We start from the raw sequence: 19,740 nt of genomic DNA, 5'->3' as shown, positions 1-19,740 counted from the left end.
TGGGTTTGCAGCCTGAGAGGGCAGAAAAGGCAGTCTCGGAGGCCCGAATGCAGCGAAAGTGGCGTGAGACGTCTGAAAAGGACCTCTCAACTGCTGAGAACAGACAGAGCAGTAGGGTTTTTGATTTGAACAGTACTAGCAAGTTTAATAGTTAATATTTAACTTGGTTATTAGCTTCCCAGATCGCCTGTGTATTCTTGTGAATATTGTAACCTCTAACGCATTTTATACCATCACCAGCTGGCTTAAGGAGTGATTTTTCAGACATCGATTTAAGAATTCGGCAGGATTTTCTTGAACTGAAATGAAGCAACTGGCTTACGCCACTTGGCTTAAGAGCTCTTCCAATCGTCAAAGCCAAACGTATTATTTCTTTCTCTATGTAATCGATTTTAAATTCTGATAAAGACGTTCCGCCAAGATAACGCCCCATAAACTGCTGCAGGGTTTGTTCACACATGCGGGGGCGATCTTTGACATCATCGTATGAGAAGCGTAGAATCTTCCATCCATCGATTATGAGGTGGTTTTGGCGATTGCATTGGTCGGCAAATTGGCTGCGGCTTATTTGGGAAGAATGTGTACCGTAACCATCAATTTCGATGGCTAGTTTGAGGGAATGACGTAGAAAAGCAAAGTCTAGGAATCGGGTGCCGTCACGAAAGTCTTTCACTTCATACTCGGGGTGCAGATCGTTAAAGTTACCGAATGCTGGCCACCAAACCTGATGAAGAAATGCTTTTTCAGCATGGCCATGCCCTTCTTGGAGCCTTCGCAACCGTTCCCCTTTTCTAATAGCTAGATGGTGAGATAGGTAATTTTCATGTGCAGTGTACATAAGTTCGTTCATTAAATAACCTCCTAAAGAAATAAATAAGCCGCTTCTCGAGATCAGCGAAGTGCTGAACAAGAAAAGCGGCGTGTGCTTCACAGCCATATTTTAGTGTGTAAGTGATGTGTATGGTCTATCCAATTGTTCTTGTATTCCATATCTGCTACCTTAAACAGATAATATCATAAGAACCTTTAAAGGTATAGTTGCAGAAGCAAAGGGGGAAGTGGGTGGATAGGCGTGTATGAATGCTAAAAGAAAAAATGTTGAAAAATAAGAATATTTATATGTTGACATTATATCTAATTACATATATAATTTATGAATTGATTGAAATGAACCATATAAACACTTAAAACCAAACCTCATTTACCCCACACGAACGATTAGCGAGAAGAAAGTAACCCCCTCTCCTTGTTTGTTTTTCTCCCAATGTGCAGTAAAAATCAGCTCATTTATGGTAAACCCGAGGCTACGTCAAGTGTTTCGGCAGCAGGTGTTTGTTAAGCAATTCGTACTGGCGCGGTCATTGGAGCCGCAAGGATGGAAGAGAGGTAGGGCTTTCATTGTTTTGATTCCAACACATTAATTATGCATTTTCATAGATATCAATGATAGCAAGTATAAGGCTGTTTTTATCTATTTTAGGGATAAGGATGGCCTTTTTCTATTGCAAAAAAACAAAATCGTTCCGTCCTGATACCAGGAGTGAGAACGATTTTTTGCTTACTGGTGAAACAAAGTGCATTCCTTTACAATTATAATTAACAGTGTATATGTAAAGGATGGTTGCTATGATTTGGAATATGAATTGGACTTTTTTACTGCTGGCAATACTATTTGAAACCGTGGGAACGACGGCCATGAAGATGTCGTCAGGCTTTACAAGATTAGGTCCGGCTATTGTTATGGGCATTTGCTATATTTTATGCTTCACCTTGCTGACGCTGGCTCTGAAGCAGCTCGATGTCAGTTTGGCCTATGCTATATGGTCTGGTGTAGGGACAGCACTCATCACGATCATCGGTATATGGTGGTTCAATGAATCGGTTTCTACTCTGAAGGTGCTTTCCATTGTTCTCATCATCTTAGGGGTAATTGGTCTACATATAAGTAGCACTGGGGACGAAGATCAATCGAAGGCCTCGAAAGCGCAAAATTCAACGGCAATAAACTCAGACACGAAGGAATAGATGAAAGTGAGGCTCAAACACTATGAGCGAGCATCGTTTTGAACTAAAAGCGGAGTGGTCCGGAGGCTTGGACGGCAAAGGTCACATTCGAACAGGTAACCTAGTTACGCCGATCTCAGTACCAAGCCAATTAGATGGTCCTGGCATAGGGACGAATCCGGAGGAGATGCTGCTTGGCGCGGCTGCAACCTGCTATTTAATCACACTCGGCATGCTGCTGAAGCGTCAAGGCATTTTAACAATTGAACTGAACTCAGAGATATTGGTCCATAGCAGTCCGGCAATGAAGGTGGATAAAATCATTCACAGGCCACGAATCTGTATACCAGCTCATACTTCACAAGAGATTACGGATAAAATAAGCAAAGCCGCCTATCGTGCTGAGCAGACTTGTATGATCAGTAAAGCTTTAAAAGGAAATGTTGAGGTCATCGTGGAACCTAAGATTCATCGATGAAGGAGTAGAGGATTTTATCCCTATTGCATCCAAACCTATCCCTAGGAGCATAAAATGCGGGTCATTTATAATCAATAGTAAGCAATGTAAAGGCGCCAACACTAGGATGGTGCCTGATTCGGTTTGGAAGGAGTCTGCCTCGTCGATGAATTTGAACAAAAAAGTGTTTATCGGTTTTTTAATGTTCATTATTATTCCTTTGTTCGTACTAGGCTCCGCTGTTTATACGGTCTCTCAGCAGCTAATTGAGAAGAAGTACGGCGATTTGACCGAGGTCACTTTGCAGGCGATTTCCCGTAATATTTATTACATGTTCAAGGAAGCCAATTACTTTTCGGACTTTTGGATGGTAAAAGAGAGTATTCAGGGTATTTATAGAACGATCGATGAGGTAAAGCCGAGTGAAAACACGCTCTCGTCTTATGATTTGAATACCTTTGATACCTTGCTGCGGGGCTCCATATTGACCTATTCACCTATACAATCCGTCGCGATTTATAATAATGCCGGCAAGTCGTTTAGTGCGGGGCGCGGAGGTGGAAGCGCTTTGCCGTGGACAGCGCTGACGCAAAGTACCGCGTTCCAGCACATACAGGAATTGAACGGAAGTCCACTCTGGATTGGACCTTCCGAATATAAGGAGTTCGGGACGGGCCGCGGAGAATTTTATCAAGCGAGATTGGTCAAAGATTTCTGGACGATGGACAACCTGGGGTTCATGCTGCTAAAGTTCAAATTCAATGAGCTTGATCAAATTTTCAAATCATTCAATACGAATGAGGAAAGCTCTAAGCGCTATTTACTCATCAACAAAAGCGGACTTATTTTCTATGATAATAAGCAAAATTTAGAAGGTGCCAATGTGCTGCAGCTGCTGCCTGGCAAGTTGGATCTGCAGCTAAACAATAACAGTTTCCAGGCGAATTTTCAGAATGAAAAAAGCTTGATCTCACTCTATCATTTAAATATTAATCAGATGGGTGTTCAGGATTGGAGCGTCGTATCGATCACCTCATGGAAGTATGTGGCCGGGGAAATTGAAACGATTATGAAGCTGGTCGCTGGGATTACGTTCGTCTGTTTATTTTTTGCACTTGTGTACAATCTGGTTTTCGTAAGACGAATTGTTCAGTTAATTCTACGGATGCTTTCCTCAATGAAAAAGGTTGAACGCGGCGATTTGACGACTCGCATGGAGGAAAGCGGTAAGGATGAAACGTCCGCTCTCGCGAGAGGATTCAACAGCTTGGTTGTGCGTGTGGAGGATCTTCTGGAAGAAGTCAAACGTCAGCAGGACCGTAAAAATAAGGCCGAACTTATGCTGCTGCAAGCCCAGATCAAGCCGCATTTTCTTTTTAATACACTCGAATCCATCAATGTGCTAGCGATCCAAAATCAAGGGAAGAAAGTCAGTCAAATGGTGTATCGACTTGGGAATCTGCTGCGCATTGGAATGGAAAACAGAGAAGAGATTTCACTAAAGCAAGAGCTTGAGCATCTGAAAAGCTACCTCGAAATTCAAGAATTCCGCTTTGAAGATCAATTTCAATATGACATTCAAGCTCCGCCTGAGCTTTTGGATTATTGCATTCTTAAGCTTACTCTCCAACCATTGGTAGAGAATAGTTTGCAGCATGGTTTTGAACCCATTGATTATATGGGCATGATCTCCATAAAGGTTGTGGATGAAGGAGAACGGATTGCTCTTTATGTGACGGATAATGGCATTGGTATAAGTGCGGAGAAATTAGCTAAATTCCATTACAAAACAGAGCTAGAGACGCCATTTCACGAAATATTGGGTGCAAATGAAGAGCGAAGAGGACTTGGAGTCAGCAATGTAGCTGACCGTATTCGGATCCAATATGGCGCACATTATGGCATGTTCATTTGCAGTCAAGAAGGTCACGGCACGACGATGAAGATCGTGATCCCAAAAAATAAGGGGGAAGGCTTATGAGGCTAAAAGCGATATTGGCAGATGATGAGCCTAACATTCTGCGTAATTTGCAGGCAGTTATTCCTTGGGATGAACTGGGGATCGATATTGTTGGAACGGCCAAAAACGGAGTGGAGGCGCTGGAACTTAGCTCCCAGCATGTGCCGGATCTGGTCATGAGTGATATTCGTATGCCGTTAATGGATGGGATTACGTTCGTTCAGAAGCTGCGTGATATCAATGAGGATTGTAAGGTACTTATGGTGACGGGTTATCAGGATTTCGAATATGTACGCTCGTTGATGCGAGTTGGCGTTAGCGATTACATATTGAAGCCTATTAACTATGAAGAGTTAGAGAATTCTATTAGTAAATTGGCGAATGAAATCAGGGTTAAGAAGCTAAGTGAGCAAGAAGAGCAGCAAAAGTGGGGCAAAATGAAAAAGTTGGCCTATGAGAAGATCCTGCAGGACGTTTTGATGAATTATACGGAAATTACGCCGAATACGCTGCTTCCGATTGATGATATGGACCTTGAAACGTTGACCTATTTATTTGCGATGATCGATGTGGATGATTACTCACAGAAATCACTGCCTTGGACCGAACAGGAGCGAAAGCTATGGAATTTCGCAGTACGTAATGTATTGCAAGAATCGTTAACGGATGAGAAATTGAACTTCACAGTACTCCAGATCCGCGAAGGTGAGTGGTGTGTAATCATCCAATGGGATGAAAAGGGCGAAAGCGCTGCATTGGTGAAGTTAAATGAAATAGCTGCTCAACTTCAGCATAACGTTTCCCAATCGGTTAAATTAGGCATTAGTGTCGGCATCTTCCCAGCAGCTGTGGGACTCCGTCAACTCTCTGCGGCCTATCGGAAGCTTCAGCGATTCATGCAGCTTAATCTGGGGAAGCAGGAATCCGTGCTGTTGTATAAAGAGTCCAAAGAGCCAGCTGATGCAAACAGCTCCTTATGGTATTTGGTAGAGGAAATTGTAACTGGACTTAAACAACTAAACCGTATCAAAACGGAGGATGCCTTAAAACGCTTGAAATTACTGCTTGAAGGTTTGTCTGACAGCTCTTTTGCCAGAGCCTATCAAATGCTGCATTTCCTTATTCTTCATCTGCTCCGCGAACTGCGAGAAATGAATTCCCTTGATTTTCAGGAGGAAGAACAGATCTGGTGTCAACTGGATAAGAGCGAAAGCATTCAACATTTGCTTCAGGTTATGGTACAGCTTGTAGCACTTGGGCTGGAAGGGACGAATAAGAAGAAGAACAGCGAGCTGCTTATGACAGCGGCGAAGGAATACATAAGAACTCACTATTCAAATGATTTCGGGATTGAGGATATAGCGAGCTCCCTAGGGATTAGCTCCAGCTATTTTAGTTTATTATTTAAGCAGCATTTTGGAGAAACCTTCGTTGAATATGTCACAAAACATCGGATGGAATTGGCGAAGTCGATGCTGCTCCACAGTGATAAAAGTATTACGGACATCGGAAAATCAGTAGGATACATCGAACGGCGATATTTTACCAAAGTATTTCAAAAGTTTACTGGCGAGATTCCATCGGAGTTTCGCGAAAAGCGCAAAGAAGCTAAGTAGAGGATTTTGCCCCTTGATAAGGAATTTGTCGGTCTTTAGGACAAACAACCGTTATTTTATACTTAAATGGCAAGCAAAAAGGAGATCAATAAAGATGAGAAAAGGAACGTTGATATTGGTAGCGGCGATAGTGGCTATGACGTTCACCGTGTCTGCTTGCAACAGCTTAACTTCGAATAATGAACAAAACCTTCATGCTGGCGAGACTCCCGACCCCGGGGGGACAAAAGGAGAGCCGATCCTACTGACACTTCGTCATACGCAGGTGAAAGATACGCAGAAGAAACGCTTCGCGATGCTGCAGGATGTAGTGAAAGCAACGGAGTCGAAGGTGCCTGGCTTATCGATTACGTTAGATGGGGTGGAGGATAAGGTCAATCGTTTCGAGAAGCTGAGAGCAGAGATGGCAGCTGGGAATCCACCGGAAATATTCGACTTGTTTGGCGGAACGGATACGAAGGATTACGTCAAAGCGGGTAGGCTGCTTGATCTTACGCCCATACTGAATGAGCTTGGATTAATCAATAAGTTTTATAGCTTCGAGGAGTTTACGGTAAACGGTAAAATTTATGGCATTCCAATGGCAGGGTACGTCGAGGGCTTGTACTATAACAAAAGGATTTTGGCGGATCATCAAATAAAACCACCTCAAACGTGGGAGGAACTGCTCGCTGCTGCCGCGATACTAAAAGCTCATAAAATAACGCCATTTGCCATGGCGGCTAAAGATTCATGGGTCATTAACATGATGAGTAATACCATGTGGGTACGAACGGCCGGGCCAGATTCTGTTCAGGGCTTATTGGATGGAAGCAAACGATGGACGGATCCGGATGTTGTGGATGCTTTTGAGAAATATCATACGTTGATTCAAAAGGGGTATCTCCAGGAAGGCAGCTTAGCACTGGCCTATGCCGAACAGCAAAATAAATTTAGCAGCGGTGAAGCGGCTTTCATGTTCGATGGCAGTTGGGCGAATACGCCGCTGCTTGACCCTGAGAAGTCATCCATCGTAAAGGATGTAGGCTTCATGAGTTTCCCAGCTATGGGAGGCCCAGGAGATGGTTATATCAATGGAGGATGGTCTAATGCCTATGGATTCTCTAAAAAAGTGACGCCAGATCAGCTCGCGGCAATCAAAGAGTTTATCAGGCAAATGTATAACGAATCCATGCAAAAAAGACAGCTCGTCGAAGAAGGTATGCCACCTGCCATGAAGCTGCAGGATACGAGCAATGTAAACCCGCTCATTACGGAAATTTTGAATGTATTTGCAAGCAGTAAAGGTGCTTTCCCCGCATTTGACTCACGCATTCAAACGAAAGTTCGAGAAAAATTGGAGCGCGGTATGCAAGAATTAATAGGCGGAAGAACAGATCCGGCCTCCTTAATGGCAGACATACAGAAGCAGCAAGAGGCTTCGAATAAGGAAGAAACCCATACCAAATAGTAGGATGAGACATGAATAAGATAGGAAGAAACCCATTTGCTTATGCGCTTTTTACGCTGCCGACACTGCTGCTATTCGTGATCTTTTTCTTATATCCCATGATCATGTCGCTGCGCTACGGATTCACGGAGTGGAACGGAGTATCGCCGGCGAGATTTAATGGTTTGGATAATTTCGTTACTGCTTTTCAAGATAAATATTTCTGGATGGCAGTGCGGAATAACCTGTATTTCATTGGTTTTTCAGTTGGATTGCAAATCCCCTTTATACTCGGTTTAGCGCTTCTGGTGAGCAAAGTTAGGCGATGGACTAGCTTTTACAAAACGATGATTTTCCTCCCGACAGTTCTTTCTACAGCTGTGGTTGGTGTACTATGGGGGTTCATCTATCACCCGCAGGCGGGGCTGCTCAATCAAGCATTAGAAGCTGTAGGGTTAATGACTTGGCAGCATGTTTGGTTAGCAGAGGAAGCGACAGCGATGCTCTCTATACTTGTTACCAACGCATGGCAGTGGGATGGATTCTATGTCGTGCTGGTTTTATCGGCGATCTATGCTATCCCCAAAAATATCTTGGAGGCGGCTGAGTTAGACGGGGCGACAAGCATGCGAGAGGCTTGGTCGATTACGCTTCCGCTGCTGCGTCCCGTCATCATGGTCATGATTTTGCTATCGATTACCGGTGCTATGAAGGCCTTAGACATCGTCTTTGTGATGACTGGCGGCAATCCGTATGGGATTACAGAAGTGATGGCCACATATATGTATAAAAAAGCTTATCGCATTGGTGAATATGGGTATGCAAATGGAATTGCCGTACTTATTCTCCTTTTAACCTGCATGTTAACATCCTTGTTTGGCTGGTTCACAAGGAAGCAGGAGGAGGTGCGATATTGAAGGGAATTCCCTATCGCCGTGTCTTCCTGCATGTTGTACTCATGTTGTACATAGGCATTATTTTGTTTCCACTTCTTTGGGTATTGAACTCCTCTTTTAAAACAAATAAAGAAATCATTGCCTCGCCGTGGTCCCTTCCAGAGCAACTCTCTTTTTCGAATTATTGGAATGCTTGGACTGGAGCACATGTAAGTCACTATTTTACGAACAGTTTGGTGATTTCTGTGATATCCGCCATGGCAACACTACTTCTTGGTTCGGCAACGGCATACGCCCTAACACGAATGGAATTTCCACGATTAAGCAAGTTCTTGAAGCGTATATTGATGCTAGCATTGCTTGTTCCCGCGGGATCCTTGCTTGTTCCTTTATATATGCTGCTTCGCAGCATGTACTTATACAACACACCGCTGGCCTTGATCCTGCCCTATATAACGATGGGTTTACCTTTGACTGTGTTTATTTTTAGTGCTTTTTTGAAATCCATACCGAGTGAGCTAGAAGAAGCGGGTATCATGGATGGATTATCGATCTATGGACTTTTGTGGCGAGTCATTATTCCAATTACGTTACCTTCACTCGTCACGGTTTTTATGCTCAATTTCCTCAGCAATTGGAATGAGTTTATGATGGCCAATCTGTTTCTAGCGAAGGAAAAGTTTAGGACACTTTCTGTGAGCATGGTAGCCTTTTACGACCAATTGAATATGAACTACGGTTCGCTCTGCGCGGCAATCATGTTTAGTGTTATTCCAGTCGTGCTGATGTATTTTATTTTGCAGAAACGTGTCATTGAAAGCATTAAATCTTAACTCACTCAAGGAGCGTGTATTTATGTCATCTTCATCGCGCAATAACCAACATCCTTTAACCTTGCGTCAAAAAGTGGGTCAAATGTTTATTTGCGGTTTTGAATCTTTAGAACCAAATGCGTCCATTACCCAATTAATTGAGGAATACGGACTTGGCGGTGTTATCTATTTTCGTCGAAATGTAAAAGATGCGCACCAATTGGCTCATTTGTCAGCCGAATTGCAAGCGATAAGTCTCCGCAGCGGCGGACAGCCGTTATTCATTGCCGTAGATCAAGAGGGAGGTATGGTTTCCCGTATTGAAAAAGGAGCAACTCTGCTGCCAGGGAACATGGCTTTAGGGGCTGCTTTTGCGCCCGCAGGTGTGTATGCCAGCTCAAAAGTGATGGGTAAAGAATTGCGCCAAATGGGGGTGAACATGAACTTCGCCCCTTGTTTAGATATCAATAATAATCGATTAAACCCTGTTATCGGCGTGCGCTCTTATGGTGAAACAGCTGCGCTAGTGGGTGATATGGGCACACATGCGGTGAAAGGCTTGCAGGATATGGGCGTTATAGCCACAGTCAAGCATTTCCCAGGGCATGGTGATACATCAGAGGATTCTCATCATGACCTTCCCGTTGTGCCGCATAGTATGGAGCGATTGATGGAGCTAGAGCTAGCCCCTTTCATTAAAACGATTGAAGGTGGTGTAGATGCGATTATGACGGCGCATGTCGTTTTCGCGGCATTAGAAGAGAACGGCGTTCCATCGACGTTGTCGTATCGCATTTTAACGGAGTTGCTTCGTGAGAAGCTTCAATTCAAAGGGTTAATTGTAACTGATTGCCTGGAGATGAAGGCGATCTCAGAAGGGATTGGTGTGGCGGAAGGAGCAGTTCGTGCCATTGAAGCTGGATCGGATCTGATTCTGGTTAGTCATTTGCTGGATCGCCAAGTGTCTGCAATTGAAGCGGTTATTGCTGCGGTGGAAAATGGGCGGATTCCGGAGTCGCGAATTGATGAGTCCGTGCTGCGGATTATGACCTATAAATATAAGCGAGAGATTCGATATGATACATTAGCGCCCATCCCGACCGAACCAATCTCTACACACGAGCATCAACTGCTCGCCAAAGAACTGAGCCGCAAAAGTATTACACGGGTTAAGGATGAAGTAGGTAAAGTGTTGGATCTGAACGAGCCGACCTTAGTCATTTGGGCGGAAGTACAAACGGGAACTGAGATTGATGAAGTCGTAGATCGGAGCGGGACACTGGGCAGCGTCTTGTCTGAGATAGCCGGAAAGCCTATTCAGGAGATTTACTTGGGATTATATCCTTCGGATACGGAAGTAGCCTCGGTTCTGGAAGCTTGTGAAGGTAACAAACAAATTGTCATTGTCACATACAATGCAACATTCTCAGCAGGACAAACCAGGTTGGTTAAAGAATTAGTTCAAAGGGAAGAGCAATATGTTATTGTGGCTGCCGGTAGAAATCCTTATGATTTACTTGAATTTCCTGAGGTAAAGACTTATTATGCATGTTATGAAAACCGTCCGCTTGCGATGGTTTCTCTCGCGAATGTGCTTCTTGGGAAAGAGAAAGCGGTTGGAAGGCTGCCTGTGACATTGTCGGAGGAGTATCCGCTTGGTTGGAGGCTAGATTGATGGGGAAAGGGGAAAGAAAAGATGACATTGGAGCAAGATGTTTTTGTAAAGGGTAACAGCATGGAACAAGTTGGGGTAGAACAAGATGTCTTCGTTCGGGAATACTTTGTTGGGGTAGATCTGGGAGGCACGAAGATGCTGGCCGCCTTGGTTGCATACGATGGCAGCATCATCGCAAGAGAAGAGATCCCCACCCTTGCGCAGCAGGGAGAGGTAGCTGTGCTCGATCGACTGGGTAACCTGATCGAGGGAATTCTAGCGGCTGTGCCCGGCAGCCGCAGTGCTCTGCGCGGTATTGGCGTCGCCACCGCAGGCACGCTCGATACGGCGAACGGTGTCGTCACCTTCGCCACTAATCTCGGCTGGCGCGACGTTCCCGTCGCCGCCGTATTGTCGGACCGCTTCGCTTGCGAGGTCCGGCTCGAGAACGACGCCACCGCCGCAGCGGCTGGCGAATGGCTGGCCGGCGCGGGCGAGGGCGCGCCGGACTGTATATTCGTGACGATCTCCACGGGGATCGGCGGGGGCATTATCTCCGGCGGCCGCTTGATCGCCGGAGTCAACCATAACGCAGGGGAGCTTGGCCACATTTCCATTGATGGAAATGGGCCACGCTGCCTCTGCGGGAATGTGGGGTGCCTGGAGCTCTACGCGTCAGGTACCGCCATTGGCCGCCGCGGCGCCGAGCACGTGCGCCGCGTTGCGGGAGGCGACGGCGACGCTGCCGGCGCCCTCACGAGGCTTGCGGGAGGCGACCCAGACCGCGTCGATGCGCGGTTGGTCGCGGCCGCAGCCGCGGAAGGGGATGCCGAGGCAAGCGGCATCCTGCGTGAAGCGGGACGAGCCCTCGGCATCGGGCTCGTGAGCATCCTCCACCTGCTCAATCCGCAGGTGGTCATTCTTGGCGGCGGCGCTTCGCATATCGGCGAGCCGCTCCTAGGTCCGATGCGTGAGGTTATCGAGGATCGTTGTCTGCCTTCGATTCTTAGCCCGGTCCGATTCGTAACATCTGCTCTTGGTTCCTCCGCAGGAGCTGTAGGCGCAGCCCTGCTCATGTCGAGGGATGGACGCTGAGTCATTTCACTTTATGACCGGTCATATGACAAATTGCACTAGACGTTAGACACCTTTTTCGTTACATTTGATGAGGCTTATGAAACTTTCTTGGTTCCGATTGCGTCGGAATGAAGTTGACGTTTTATAGACCAATCTATTGTCGAAGGGGTGTTTTTTTTCTATGTCTCAAACCGTATCAAATTCTGCGCCAACGATGCGATCTTTTTTTGCTAATCGTTTCGTGCAGTCCATTATGTTATCGGGTCTTTTCCTCCAAATCGGGATTTGGATTCGTAATTTCGCGATTCTCCTCTATGTAACCGACATGACGAACAACGATCCTTACTCGGTTTCCTTGATTTCCGTTGCCGAGTTTGCGCCGATATTTATTTTCTCTTTCATTGGCGGTGCCTTTGCAGATCGATGGAGACCTAAGCTCACGATGGTCTGGTGCGATATTCTCAGCGCTGCCTCGGTGTTTGTCATTATGATTACCCTGTATTATGGTTCTTGGAAGGCGATCTTTTTTGCCACATTAGTGTCGTCCATCCTATCCCAATTCTCTCAACCATCCGGGATGAAGCTGTTCAAGGTTCACGTACATGAATCCCAAATGCAAATGGGGATGTCACTGTTTCAATCGATGATGGCTATCTTTATGATTTTGGGTCCAATTATGGGGACTTTCGTGTACTATACCTTTGGAATCGAAGTCGCTATAGCGATCATGGGAATTTGCTTCGTGCTTTCCGCTCTTGTCCTAACATTTCTACCATCTGACCGTAAAGCTGAAAAAGGATCCGCTGGACCATCCACGCATATTTTTGCTGAGATGGGTGAAGGTTTCCGGTATGTGCTCAAGAATAAAATGCTTGTCACTTTGGGAGGCTGCTTTGCCGTTGCCGGTCTTGCGATTGGTCTAATCAGTCCGCTTGGTATCTTTCTTGTTACGGAAAATCTAGGCTTGCCTAAAGAGAACTTGCAATGGTTTATGGCCACGAATGGTGTCGCGATGATTATCGGCGGAGGCTTGACGATGGGTTTTTCCAAAAAAATGTCGTCGCAAGCGCTCCTTATACTCGGGATGTCAGTCAGTGTCGTGGCGTTTGCGGTTATTGGCATGACACATCTACTATGGGTAGCACTTTTGATGCAATTTATGTCGGGTCTCGTCATGCCTGCTATTCAAATTGGTATCAATACAATGATTCTTGGCAACACGGAGGAGTCGTTCGTGGGTCGTGTGAATGGTATTCTGAATCCATTGTTCATGGGTGCCATGGTCATCACAATGAGTTTGGCTGGAAGTATCAAAGCTGCCTTCTCGCTTGAAACGATTTATCTCACTTGTGCAGCTTTGTTTCTAGTTGGGGTTTTCATTATGGTGCCTTCGTTGAAATATAAGCAAAATGTGGTGCCGCAAGCTAGTAGTGAGTGATGCATAAACCCTCCCGATATTCGGGAGTGCACGGAATAAGGACCATGTTTTCTACAAACCGAGCAAAGACCCGGAAGATGGACACTTTGAAAAAAGTGGCTTCTCTCGGGTCTTTTTACGTTTATAATCAATGAATTACGAAAGGTTGAGGATTACACGTGGGAATAGTTGGGGTAGGGGGAAATAAGGTTTAAATGAATGAATCTATCTTCTCGGTTGAATGATGTTGCATAATGTACAACAATTGCTCCCTATATAGGCCATTTTGCAACAAATGGGATAGAAATGTTGTACAAACTGCAACTTCAACGTGCAAAATAGCCTTTTGGCGTTTGAATTGTTGTAGAAATTACAACATTGTAACCACTATAGTCGATCTTCCTTCACAAAGCTGCTGAACGACTCTAAAATCGAATTTTGGAGTTTGCCTACAAGTTACTGCAAGGACACCCGATTTCTGCTAGGATTATTTTAAAAGAAGTTAAAAGAATGTAAAAAGGTGTGTGAACGATGCTTCAGTTGTTCGTCGATATGATTGAAAGGGTTGGATTCTTGATAGCGCTTGCATTTGCCTTTTCTCGCAGCCGCTGGATGCGCAGTTATATGAGCTATCAAGGTAATAGGACCTATCAATGGCGTTTTCTTTTCTTTTTCACTGCTTATGCAATTCTAGCCACCTACTCGGGTGTGACGGTATCCGACTATACGTATCGACCGGCTCCATGGATCGGCGAAGTTTCCCCAACAGCGGCCATTGCCAATGCACGAACTGTTGGCGTCGTCATTGCCGGATTGCTTGGCGGTGTGAAAAGCGGGCTCATCGTTGGTGTCGCAGCCGGCCTGCATCGATACAGCTTGGGTGGATTTGTTGCCGTAGCCTGTATGATTGCGCCTATTCTGCAAGGTGTCTTGGCTGGGCTTTGCCGCAATGCGTTCAAGAAACGCTTCCGCAAGGTGTCGTCCATTCAACTCGCCTTTCTTGTAGGCTTCATGGCTGAATCTCTTCAAATGGCACTCATTCTAGTGCTAGCTAAGCCCTGGGGGGATGCTTTAAACCTGGTTTCGCTCATAGGTTTGCCTCAGACCCTCGCTAACAGCATCGGGGTGGCGCTTTATTTCGTTCTGTACAACACGATGGAGCGCGAAGAGGATCGCATCGGCGCAGAGCATGCTCACAAAGCACTGCAAATCGCGGATATGACGATGCCGCTTTGGCGATTGGAATTCGAGAAGGCGGTACGTGAAATCGCGAAAGTTTTGAATGAGGAAATGAAGGCCGTTGGTGCATTTTTCAGCAAGAATGGCTCGGCATGGGTAGCGGAAGGAAGAAAAACAAAGCATTGGATCGACCTGTTCATTCATATTCCGAATCAGCGTCCGATTGGGCAATTTCGTTTGTATTTCGAACGTGAGCAGGATGATAATCCATCTCGTAGACGAATGTTGTCCTCGCTTGCCGGTCTGCTTTCTCAGCAGTATGCGTTTGTCGAGTCCGAGAGACAGTCGCAGCTGCTGGCCGATGCGGAGATTCGTTCGCTGCAGGCGCAGATGAATCCCCACTTCCTGTTTAATGTGCTGAATACAGTCAAATCGTTTATTCGTACTAAACCGGAGGAGGCCCGTCAGATGGTGATGCACTTGTCTAAGTTTTTGCGCAAAAACATGAGCCATAGTAACCAGCGGATGATAACGATACGTGACGAATATGAATTGGTCATGTCTTACCTTAGTTTGATTAAATCACGTCTTGGGGATCAAATGGAATTTTATGCTGAAATCGATGAAAGGTTACTGGATCATCAGATACCACCTTTTACGATTCAACCTCTTGTCGAGAACGCCATTGTTCATGGCATCAAAAACAGGAAGGGAATCGGTGTGATCAAGCTTATTGTGAAGGAGGAATTGGACGACGGAAAGCTGCATGCGCGGATTACCGTCGAGGACAATGGCGTAGGCCTAGAAACCGCCCGGCTTCAAAGTCATGAGGAACACGCCGGTATGGCATTGCGGAATATCGAACAGCGGCTACTCTATCATTACGGAAGAGAGCATCCGCTCGAGATAGAGAGTAAATCAGGCGAAGGCACAAAAATAAGATTCTGGGTGAGGTGATGGTAGGTGGGCTGGAATATCGTGATTGCTGATGATGAAGCGCCAGCAAGGGAAGAATTAGTATATCTCTTAGAGCAGTGCGAAGATGTAGACAAGGTGACACCGGCTTCCAGCGGAATGGATGCAATTAAGAAGGTAAAAGAGCAAGCACCGGATGTCTTATTTCTCGATATGGACATGCCGGATCTTAACGGGCTTCAAGTGGCGGAAATCGTAGGAGAGATCAATCCGCAGGTGAAGGTTGTGTTCTCCACTGCGTACGATCAATATGCCATCCATGCATTTAAGCTTCGTGCTTTTCACTATATGCTCAAGCCGTACGACGAAGAAGATTTAGCAATCGTCTTTCGTGAACTGAGTAAAACTCGAATGCAGAACGGATTGGGTGCCTTGTTCCAACCTTCCTCTGGAATGACCTGTCCAAAACTAGCTCTAGAATTGGATGATGGCATTATCTATGTGCCCCCAAAAGACATCACGTATATCAGCAAAGAAGTCAAACATGTACAGGTTCATCTTCACGATAAAGCCTATAACGTTTCCTATACATTAGTAGAATTGGAACAAAAGTTGGAGCCATTTGGTTTTTTTCGCTGCCACAAAAGCTATCTCGTCAACCTGGCTTCCATTGCTGAGATGAAGACCTGGGTCAATGGCGCTTACAATCTGCTGATGGATGACGCCAGGCGAAGCTGCATACCTGTTAGCCGAAATTATGTGAAGCTGCTGCGTTTGAAGCTCGAAATTTAACATCATAAGGCCCCAAAATGGCATGATGCGTTCCAGCTGTTTCACTCGGAAACCAAACAAGCTATACTCTTTGTAAGCGTTATCAACCAATGATCAATTGAAGAAGAAAACACTTACTAGGAGTGATAGGTATGAAAAACAAATTTACTTCATATGTGCTCTGGGGTGCGATTGCAGCGTTAGGTGCAGCTGGTTTCGCTATGCTCGCGCTTTCGAATGGCGAGAAAATTTCGGCAGCTTGGCTAATCATTGCCGCTATTTGTACGTATGCTTTTGGTTACCGTTTTTACAGTCGGTTCATTGCTAAGAAAATTTACGAGTTAAATGACAAACGGGCAACCCCAGCCCATGTTCATAACGATTCCAAAGACTACGTTCCGACCAATAAATATGTCCTTTTTGGCCATCATTTCGCGGCCATTGCTGGAGCAGGACCGCTTGTTGGACCGATATTAGCCGCGCAAATGGGGTATTTGCCCAGCATTCTCTGGATTATTATCGGGGCTGTTCTTGCTGGCTGCGTACAAGACTTTGTAACCCTTGTCGGATCCATGCGTCGGGATGGAAAGTCACTCGGTCAAATGGCCAAAGACGAAGTCGGTCGATTCAGTGGTACGTTAGCGTCCATTGCAACGTTAGCGATTCTCATTATTATCGTAGCCGTACTTGGACTCGTCGTCGTGAAGGCGCTAGCAGAATCACCGTGGGGCTTGTTTACGATCGCCATGACCATGCCGATTGCCATATTTATGGGCTTTTATATGCGTTATATTCGACCAGGTAAAGTGATCGAGGGCTCCATCATTGGTTTCGTCTTATTAATGATTGCTTTATGGTCAGGACAGTACGTAGCGGAAAGTCCAATGCTGTCCCAAATGTTTACCTTCACAGCTCCGCAAATTGCCATTTTAATGGTCGTCTATGGCCTTATTGCTTCCATTTTGCCGGTTTGGGTCCTTCTTGCACCCCGTGACTATTTGAGCTCTTTTCTGAAAATCGGCGTTATCATCTTACTCGCTGGCGGCATCATGGTCCTTTTACCGGATCTGAAAATGCCAGCGGTGACCAAATTTATTGATGGAACAGGTCCTGTATTTTCCGGCAACTTATTCCCATTCTTATTCATTACGATCGCTTGCGGCGCAGTTTCCGGATTCCATTCTTTGATTTCATCCGGAACGACTCCGAAAATGATCGATAGAGAAAGTCATGCCCCTTTTATCGGTTTCGCTGGTATGGCCGCAGAATCCTTCGTCGCCGTTATGGCATTGATCGCGGCGTGCTCCTTAGAGCCCGGCATTTACTTCGCGATGAACTCTTCACCCGCGGTGATTGGAACCGATCCAGCTACTGTCGCTGCGAAAATCTCAACATGGGGCTTCACACTGACTCCCGATCAGATTACAAGCACGGCCAAAGAAATCGGTGAAAAGACAATCCTCTCGCGAACAGGCGGAGCGCCAACGCTTGCCGTAGGTATGGCTGAGATTTTTTCAACGTTCCTAAATGGAGCCAAAGCATTCTGGTACCATTTCGCTATATTATTTGAAGCTGTCTTTATCCTAACAGCTGTAGATGCCGGTACGCGTGTTGGCCGGTTTATGCTGCAGGATTTGATTGGTAACTTCTACAAGCCATTTGGCCAAACGAAAGATTTCAAATACAATTTCATTGCTTCGCTGCTTGTTTGCTCGGCTTGGGGATATTTCTTGTATCAAGGGGCGATCGATCCGTTCGGGGGGATCAATTCCTTATGGGCGTTATTCGGAATCGCGAATCAAATGCTAGCTGCCATCGCCTTAGCCGTAGCCGTAACGATTATGATTAAAATGGGCAAAGCACGGTACGCTTGGGTAGGAATCCTTCCTTTTGTGTTCCTCTCTGTGACGACATTGACCGCCGGCTTCCAAAAAGCATTTTCCGGTAACGCAAGTATCGGATTTTTAGCGGCAGCGAAGAAATACCAAGCAGGAATTGACAAAGGCCAAGTCATCGCACCTGCTAAGAACATGGATGTCATGCATCAGATTGTGACGAATAACTATATCGATGCAGGGCTGACGATCTTCTTCGGTATTGTAGTCATTCTGATGATTATCATCTCTTTACGGGTATGGTACAATATCTTGATACAAAAGCAGAAGCCTAAATTGAATGAAGCACCTTTCGTACAATCCACATTTGGAGCCTGATGCCATGAAAAAAATAACAAGCTTTACAAACAAGGTCAGCACGACAATCAAGGTCATTTTCAATATACCGGACTATGAAAGATACTTGAAGCATCAACAGGATCATCATCCCAATGATACACCAATGACGGAAAAAGAGTTTTACATGCTTTCCCTTCACGAACGTTATGAAAGCGGCAAAATTAATCGCTGCTGCTAAAAGAGAAACGGAGCATTACGGGAGGAATGAACCCGAGATGCTCCGTTTTTATTTTTTTATAGAAATGGGGCTCCAGCTTCCTTGAAAGCAAGCTTCATTTCCGGTGTTATGGCTGAATCGCTGATAATCCCGATGGTTTCTTGGACTTCCCCTATCACAAACAGGGAGCTGCGGCTGAACTTGGAATGATCGGCGACGAGGTAAGTTTCCATGGACTGCTTCATCATGCGCCGATTGGTCTCGGCTTCCAGCTCATTATAGATCATCATGCCGCGGGATAACGAGACACCGTCCACACCCATGAAAGTTTTGCGAATGCTGAGATTTTCTAACGTTGCATTGGCGAGTGGTCCCGATAGCTCGAAAGTTTGGGTGCGAATCACGCCACCCGTAAGAATGAGCTGAAGTCCTGGCGTTCCGATCAGTTCATAGGCGATATTAACCGCATTCGTGATTACGGTAAGGTTCTTGAATTGGTTAAGCTTTTTCGCGATAAATGTGGTCGTCGTACCACCGGTTAAACCGATAATATCGCCATCCTCAATGTAACGCAGCGCCTTGTCGGCGATTTCTTTCTTCTCATCCGTGTAGAGGTCCATTTTGTTGAAAAAAGGGACTTCGACCTTCAAGCTTTCAAGCACGGCGCCTCCAAAGGTGCGGATGCAGCGCTTTTCTTGTTCGAGTATCTCAAGATCCCGTCTAGCCGTTGCTTCGGATACAGCAAACTGCTTGACGATATCGGTCAAGGCAATGGAACCTTTATCTTTAATGGCTTGCATAATCGCATCGCGGCGAATGTCTGTCTTTCCCATGGTACCTCCTAAAGCAGATCCTTATTTTTCCTGTAGGTAACGCTTTCTTATATCTTATCATGTGAACGGATAAGCCGTCCATTGGATGGCGTCGAAGATTGGAGGAGCGGAGCGTGATCCGTCACATAAGGTTTGCTAGAGACTCTTATTTGAGTGGAAAGTGCCAGAAAAGCAATAATAGCAGTCTCTAGGGGCTCTTATTTGCTCAGATTTAAACCAATTGAAGCTCAATCTGCAAAATAAGAGTCCCCAGAGACTCTTATTTGAGTGGAAAGTGCCAGAAAAGCAATAATAGCAGTCTCTAGGGGCTCTTATTTGCTCAGATTTAA

General features: G+C 45.6%; 16 protein-coding genes. 14 read left to right on the top strand and 2 right to left on the bottom strand.

The window, feature by feature from the left end:
- Positions 1–151 precede the first annotated feature (151 nt).
- On the bottom strand, positions 152–850 hold the full coding sequence (locus GC098_RS33150) for a DUF559 domain-containing protein (protein ID WP_171648244.1): 699 nt from the start codon (positions 848–850) through the stop codon (positions 152–154).
- A gap of 776 nt (positions 851–1,626) precedes the next feature.
- Between GC098_RS33150 and GC098_RS33145 the strand changes: the two genes are divergently transcribed.
- From GC098_RS33145 to GC098_RS33080, 14 genes are all read left to right on the top strand, one after another.
- A complete protein-coding gene (locus GC098_RS33145) occupies positions 1,627–2,025 on the top strand; it encodes a DMT family transporter (protein WP_246359115.1) in 399 nt (132 codons plus the stop codon).
- A gap of 22 nt (positions 2,026–2,047) precedes the next feature.
- The gene (locus GC098_RS33140; RefSeq protein WP_171648240.1) at positions 2,048–2,482 is read left to right on the top strand and encodes an OsmC family protein; all 435 of its coding nucleotides are present in this window, start codon (positions 2,048–2,050) and stop codon (positions 2,480–2,482) included.
- Positions 2,483–2,627: 145 nt separating this feature from the next.
- Complete coding sequence (locus tag GC098_RS33135; RefSeq protein WP_171648238.1) at positions 2,628–4,442, top strand: sensor histidine kinase; 1,815 nt, start codon at positions 2,628–2,630, stop codon at positions 4,440–4,442.
- Positions 4,439–6,037 (top strand): response regulator, encoded by a 1,599-nt coding sequence (locus GC098_RS33130; protein WP_171648236.1) that lies wholly within the window; start codon positions 4,439–4,441, stop codon positions 6,035–6,037. Before GC098_RS33135 ends, GC098_RS33130 begins: the two co-directional genes overlap by 4 nt.
- A 94-nt stretch (positions 6,038–6,131) precedes the next feature.
- Positions 6,132–7,487 (top strand): extracellular solute-binding protein, encoded by a 1,356-nt coding sequence (locus GC098_RS33125; RefSeq protein WP_171648234.1) that lies wholly within the window; start codon positions 6,132–6,134, stop codon positions 7,485–7,487.
- Between the two features lie 11 nt (positions 7,488–7,498).
- Entirely contained in the window at positions 7,499–8,383 is an 885-nt protein-coding gene (locus GC098_RS33120) for a carbohydrate ABC transporter permease (RefSeq protein WP_171648232.1), read from the top strand.
- A complete protein-coding gene (locus GC098_RS33115; RefSeq protein ID WP_246359114.1) occupies positions 8,380–9,195 on the top strand; it encodes a carbohydrate ABC transporter permease in 816 nt (271 codons plus the stop codon). Before GC098_RS33120 ends, GC098_RS33115 begins: the two co-directional genes overlap by 4 nt.
- Before the next feature lie 22 nt (positions 9,196–9,217).
- The gene (nagZ, locus tag GC098_RS33110; protein WP_171648230.1) at positions 9,218–10,849 is read left to right on the top strand and encodes a beta-N-acetylhexosaminidase; all 1,632 of its coding nucleotides are present in this window, start codon (positions 9,218–9,220) and stop codon (positions 10,847–10,849) included.
- 21 nt (positions 10,850–10,870) lie between these two features.
- Positions 10,871–11,923: an ROK family protein gene (locus GC098_RS33105; protein ID WP_171648228.1), complete on the top strand. Its 1,053-nt coding sequence runs from the start codon at positions 10,871–10,873 to the stop codon at positions 11,921–11,923.
- 163 nt (positions 11,924–12,086) lie between these two features.
- The gene (locus GC098_RS33100) at positions 12,087–13,343 is read left to right on the top strand and encodes an MFS transporter (protein WP_171648226.1); all 1,257 of its coding nucleotides are present in this window, start codon (positions 12,087–12,089) and stop codon (positions 13,341–13,343) included.
- A gap of 510 nt (positions 13,344–13,853) precedes the next feature.
- On the top strand, positions 13,854–15,458 hold the full coding sequence (locus GC098_RS33095; protein ID WP_171648224.1) for a LytS/YhcK type 5TM receptor domain-containing protein: 1,605 nt from the start codon (positions 13,854–13,856) through the stop codon (positions 15,456–15,458).
- A 6-nt stretch (positions 15,459–15,464) separates the two neighbouring features.
- On the top strand, positions 15,465–16,208 hold the full coding sequence (locus GC098_RS41375; protein ID WP_171648222.1) for a LytR/AlgR family response regulator transcription factor: 744 nt from the start codon (positions 15,465–15,467) through the stop codon (positions 16,206–16,208).
- A 131-nt stretch (positions 16,209–16,339) separates the two neighbouring features.
- On the top strand, positions 16,340–18,400 hold the full coding sequence (locus GC098_RS33085; RefSeq protein WP_171648220.1) for a carbon starvation CstA family protein: 2,061 nt from the start codon (positions 16,340–16,342) through the stop codon (positions 18,398–18,400).
- 4 nt (positions 18,401–18,404) lie between these two features.
- Positions 18,405–18,599 (top strand): CstA-like transporter-associated (seleno)protein, encoded by a 195-nt coding sequence (locus tag GC098_RS33080; RefSeq protein WP_171648218.1) that lies wholly within the window; start codon positions 18,405–18,407, stop codon positions 18,597–18,599.
- A gap of 56 nt (positions 18,600–18,655) precedes the next feature.
- On the opposite strand, the gene GC098_RS33075 is transcribed toward GC098_RS33080, so the two are convergent.
- The gene (locus GC098_RS33075; protein WP_057306057.1) at positions 18,656–19,411 is read right to left on the bottom strand and encodes a DeoR/GlpR family DNA-binding transcription regulator; all 756 of its coding nucleotides are present in this window, start codon (positions 19,409–19,411) and stop codon (positions 18,656–18,658) included.
- Between the last annotated feature and the right edge of the window lie 329 nt (positions 19,412–19,740).

Source organism: Paenibacillus phytorum (assembly GCF_013141715.1).
GTDB classification, from domain to species: Bacteria; Bacillota; Bacilli; order Paenibacillales; family NBRC-103111; genus Paenibacillus_E; species Paenibacillus_E phytorum.
This window is presented reverse-complemented; position numbering and strand designations above follow the sequence as displayed.

Excerpts from the sequence above, each read along its gene's own strand:
- GC098_RS33120 (WP_171648232.1), top strand. The coding sequence starts at position 7,499 with ATGAATAAGATAGGAAGAAACCCATTTGCTTATGCGCTTTTTACGCTG.
- GC098_RS33095 (WP_171648224.1), top strand. The coding sequence starts at position 13,854 with ATGCTTCAGTTGTTCGTCGATATGATTGAAAGGGTTGGATTCTTGATA.
- nagZ (WP_171648230.1), top strand. The coding sequence starts at position 9,218 with ATGTCATCTTCATCGCGCAATAACCAACATCCTTTAACCTTGCGTCAA.
- GC098_RS33100 (WP_171648226.1), top strand. The coding sequence starts at position 12,087 with ATGTCTCAAACCGTATCAAATTCTGCGCCAACGATGCGATCTTTTTTT.
- GC098_RS33130 (WP_171648236.1), top strand. The coding sequence starts at position 4,439 with ATGAGGCTAAAAGCGATATTGGCAGATGATGAGCCTAACATTCTGCGT.
- GC098_RS33150 (WP_171648244.1), bottom strand. The coding sequence starts at position 850 with ATGAACGAACTTATGTACACTGCACATGAAAATTACCTATCTCACCAT.
- GC098_RS33075 (WP_057306057.1), bottom strand. The coding sequence starts at position 19,411 with ATGGGAAAGACAGACATTCGCCGCGATGCGATTATGCAAGCCATTAAA.
- GC098_RS33105 (WP_171648228.1), top strand. The coding sequence starts at position 10,871 with ATGACATTGGAGCAAGATGTTTTTGTAAAGGGTAACAGCATGGAACAA.
- GC098_RS33140 (WP_171648240.1), top strand. The coding sequence starts at position 2,048 with ATGAGCGAGCATCGTTTTGAACTAAAAGCGGAGTGGTCCGGAGGCTTG.
- GC098_RS33135 (WP_171648238.1), top strand. The coding sequence starts at position 2,628 with ATGAATTTGAACAAAAAAGTGTTTATCGGTTTTTTAATGTTCATTATT.
- GC098_RS33125 (WP_171648234.1), top strand. The coding sequence starts at position 6,132 with ATGAGAAAAGGAACGTTGATATTGGTAGCGGCGATAGTGGCTATGACG.
- GC098_RS33145 (WP_246359115.1), top strand. The coding sequence starts at position 1,627 with ATGATTTGGAATATGAATTGGACTTTTTTACTGCTGGCAATACTATTT.
- GC098_RS33080 (WP_171648218.1), top strand. The coding sequence starts at position 18,405 with ATGAAAAAAATAACAAGCTTTACAAACAAGGTCAGCACGACAATCAAG.
- GC098_RS33085 (WP_171648220.1), top strand. The coding sequence starts at position 16,340 with ATGAAAAACAAATTTACTTCATATGTGCTCTGGGGTGCGATTGCAGCG.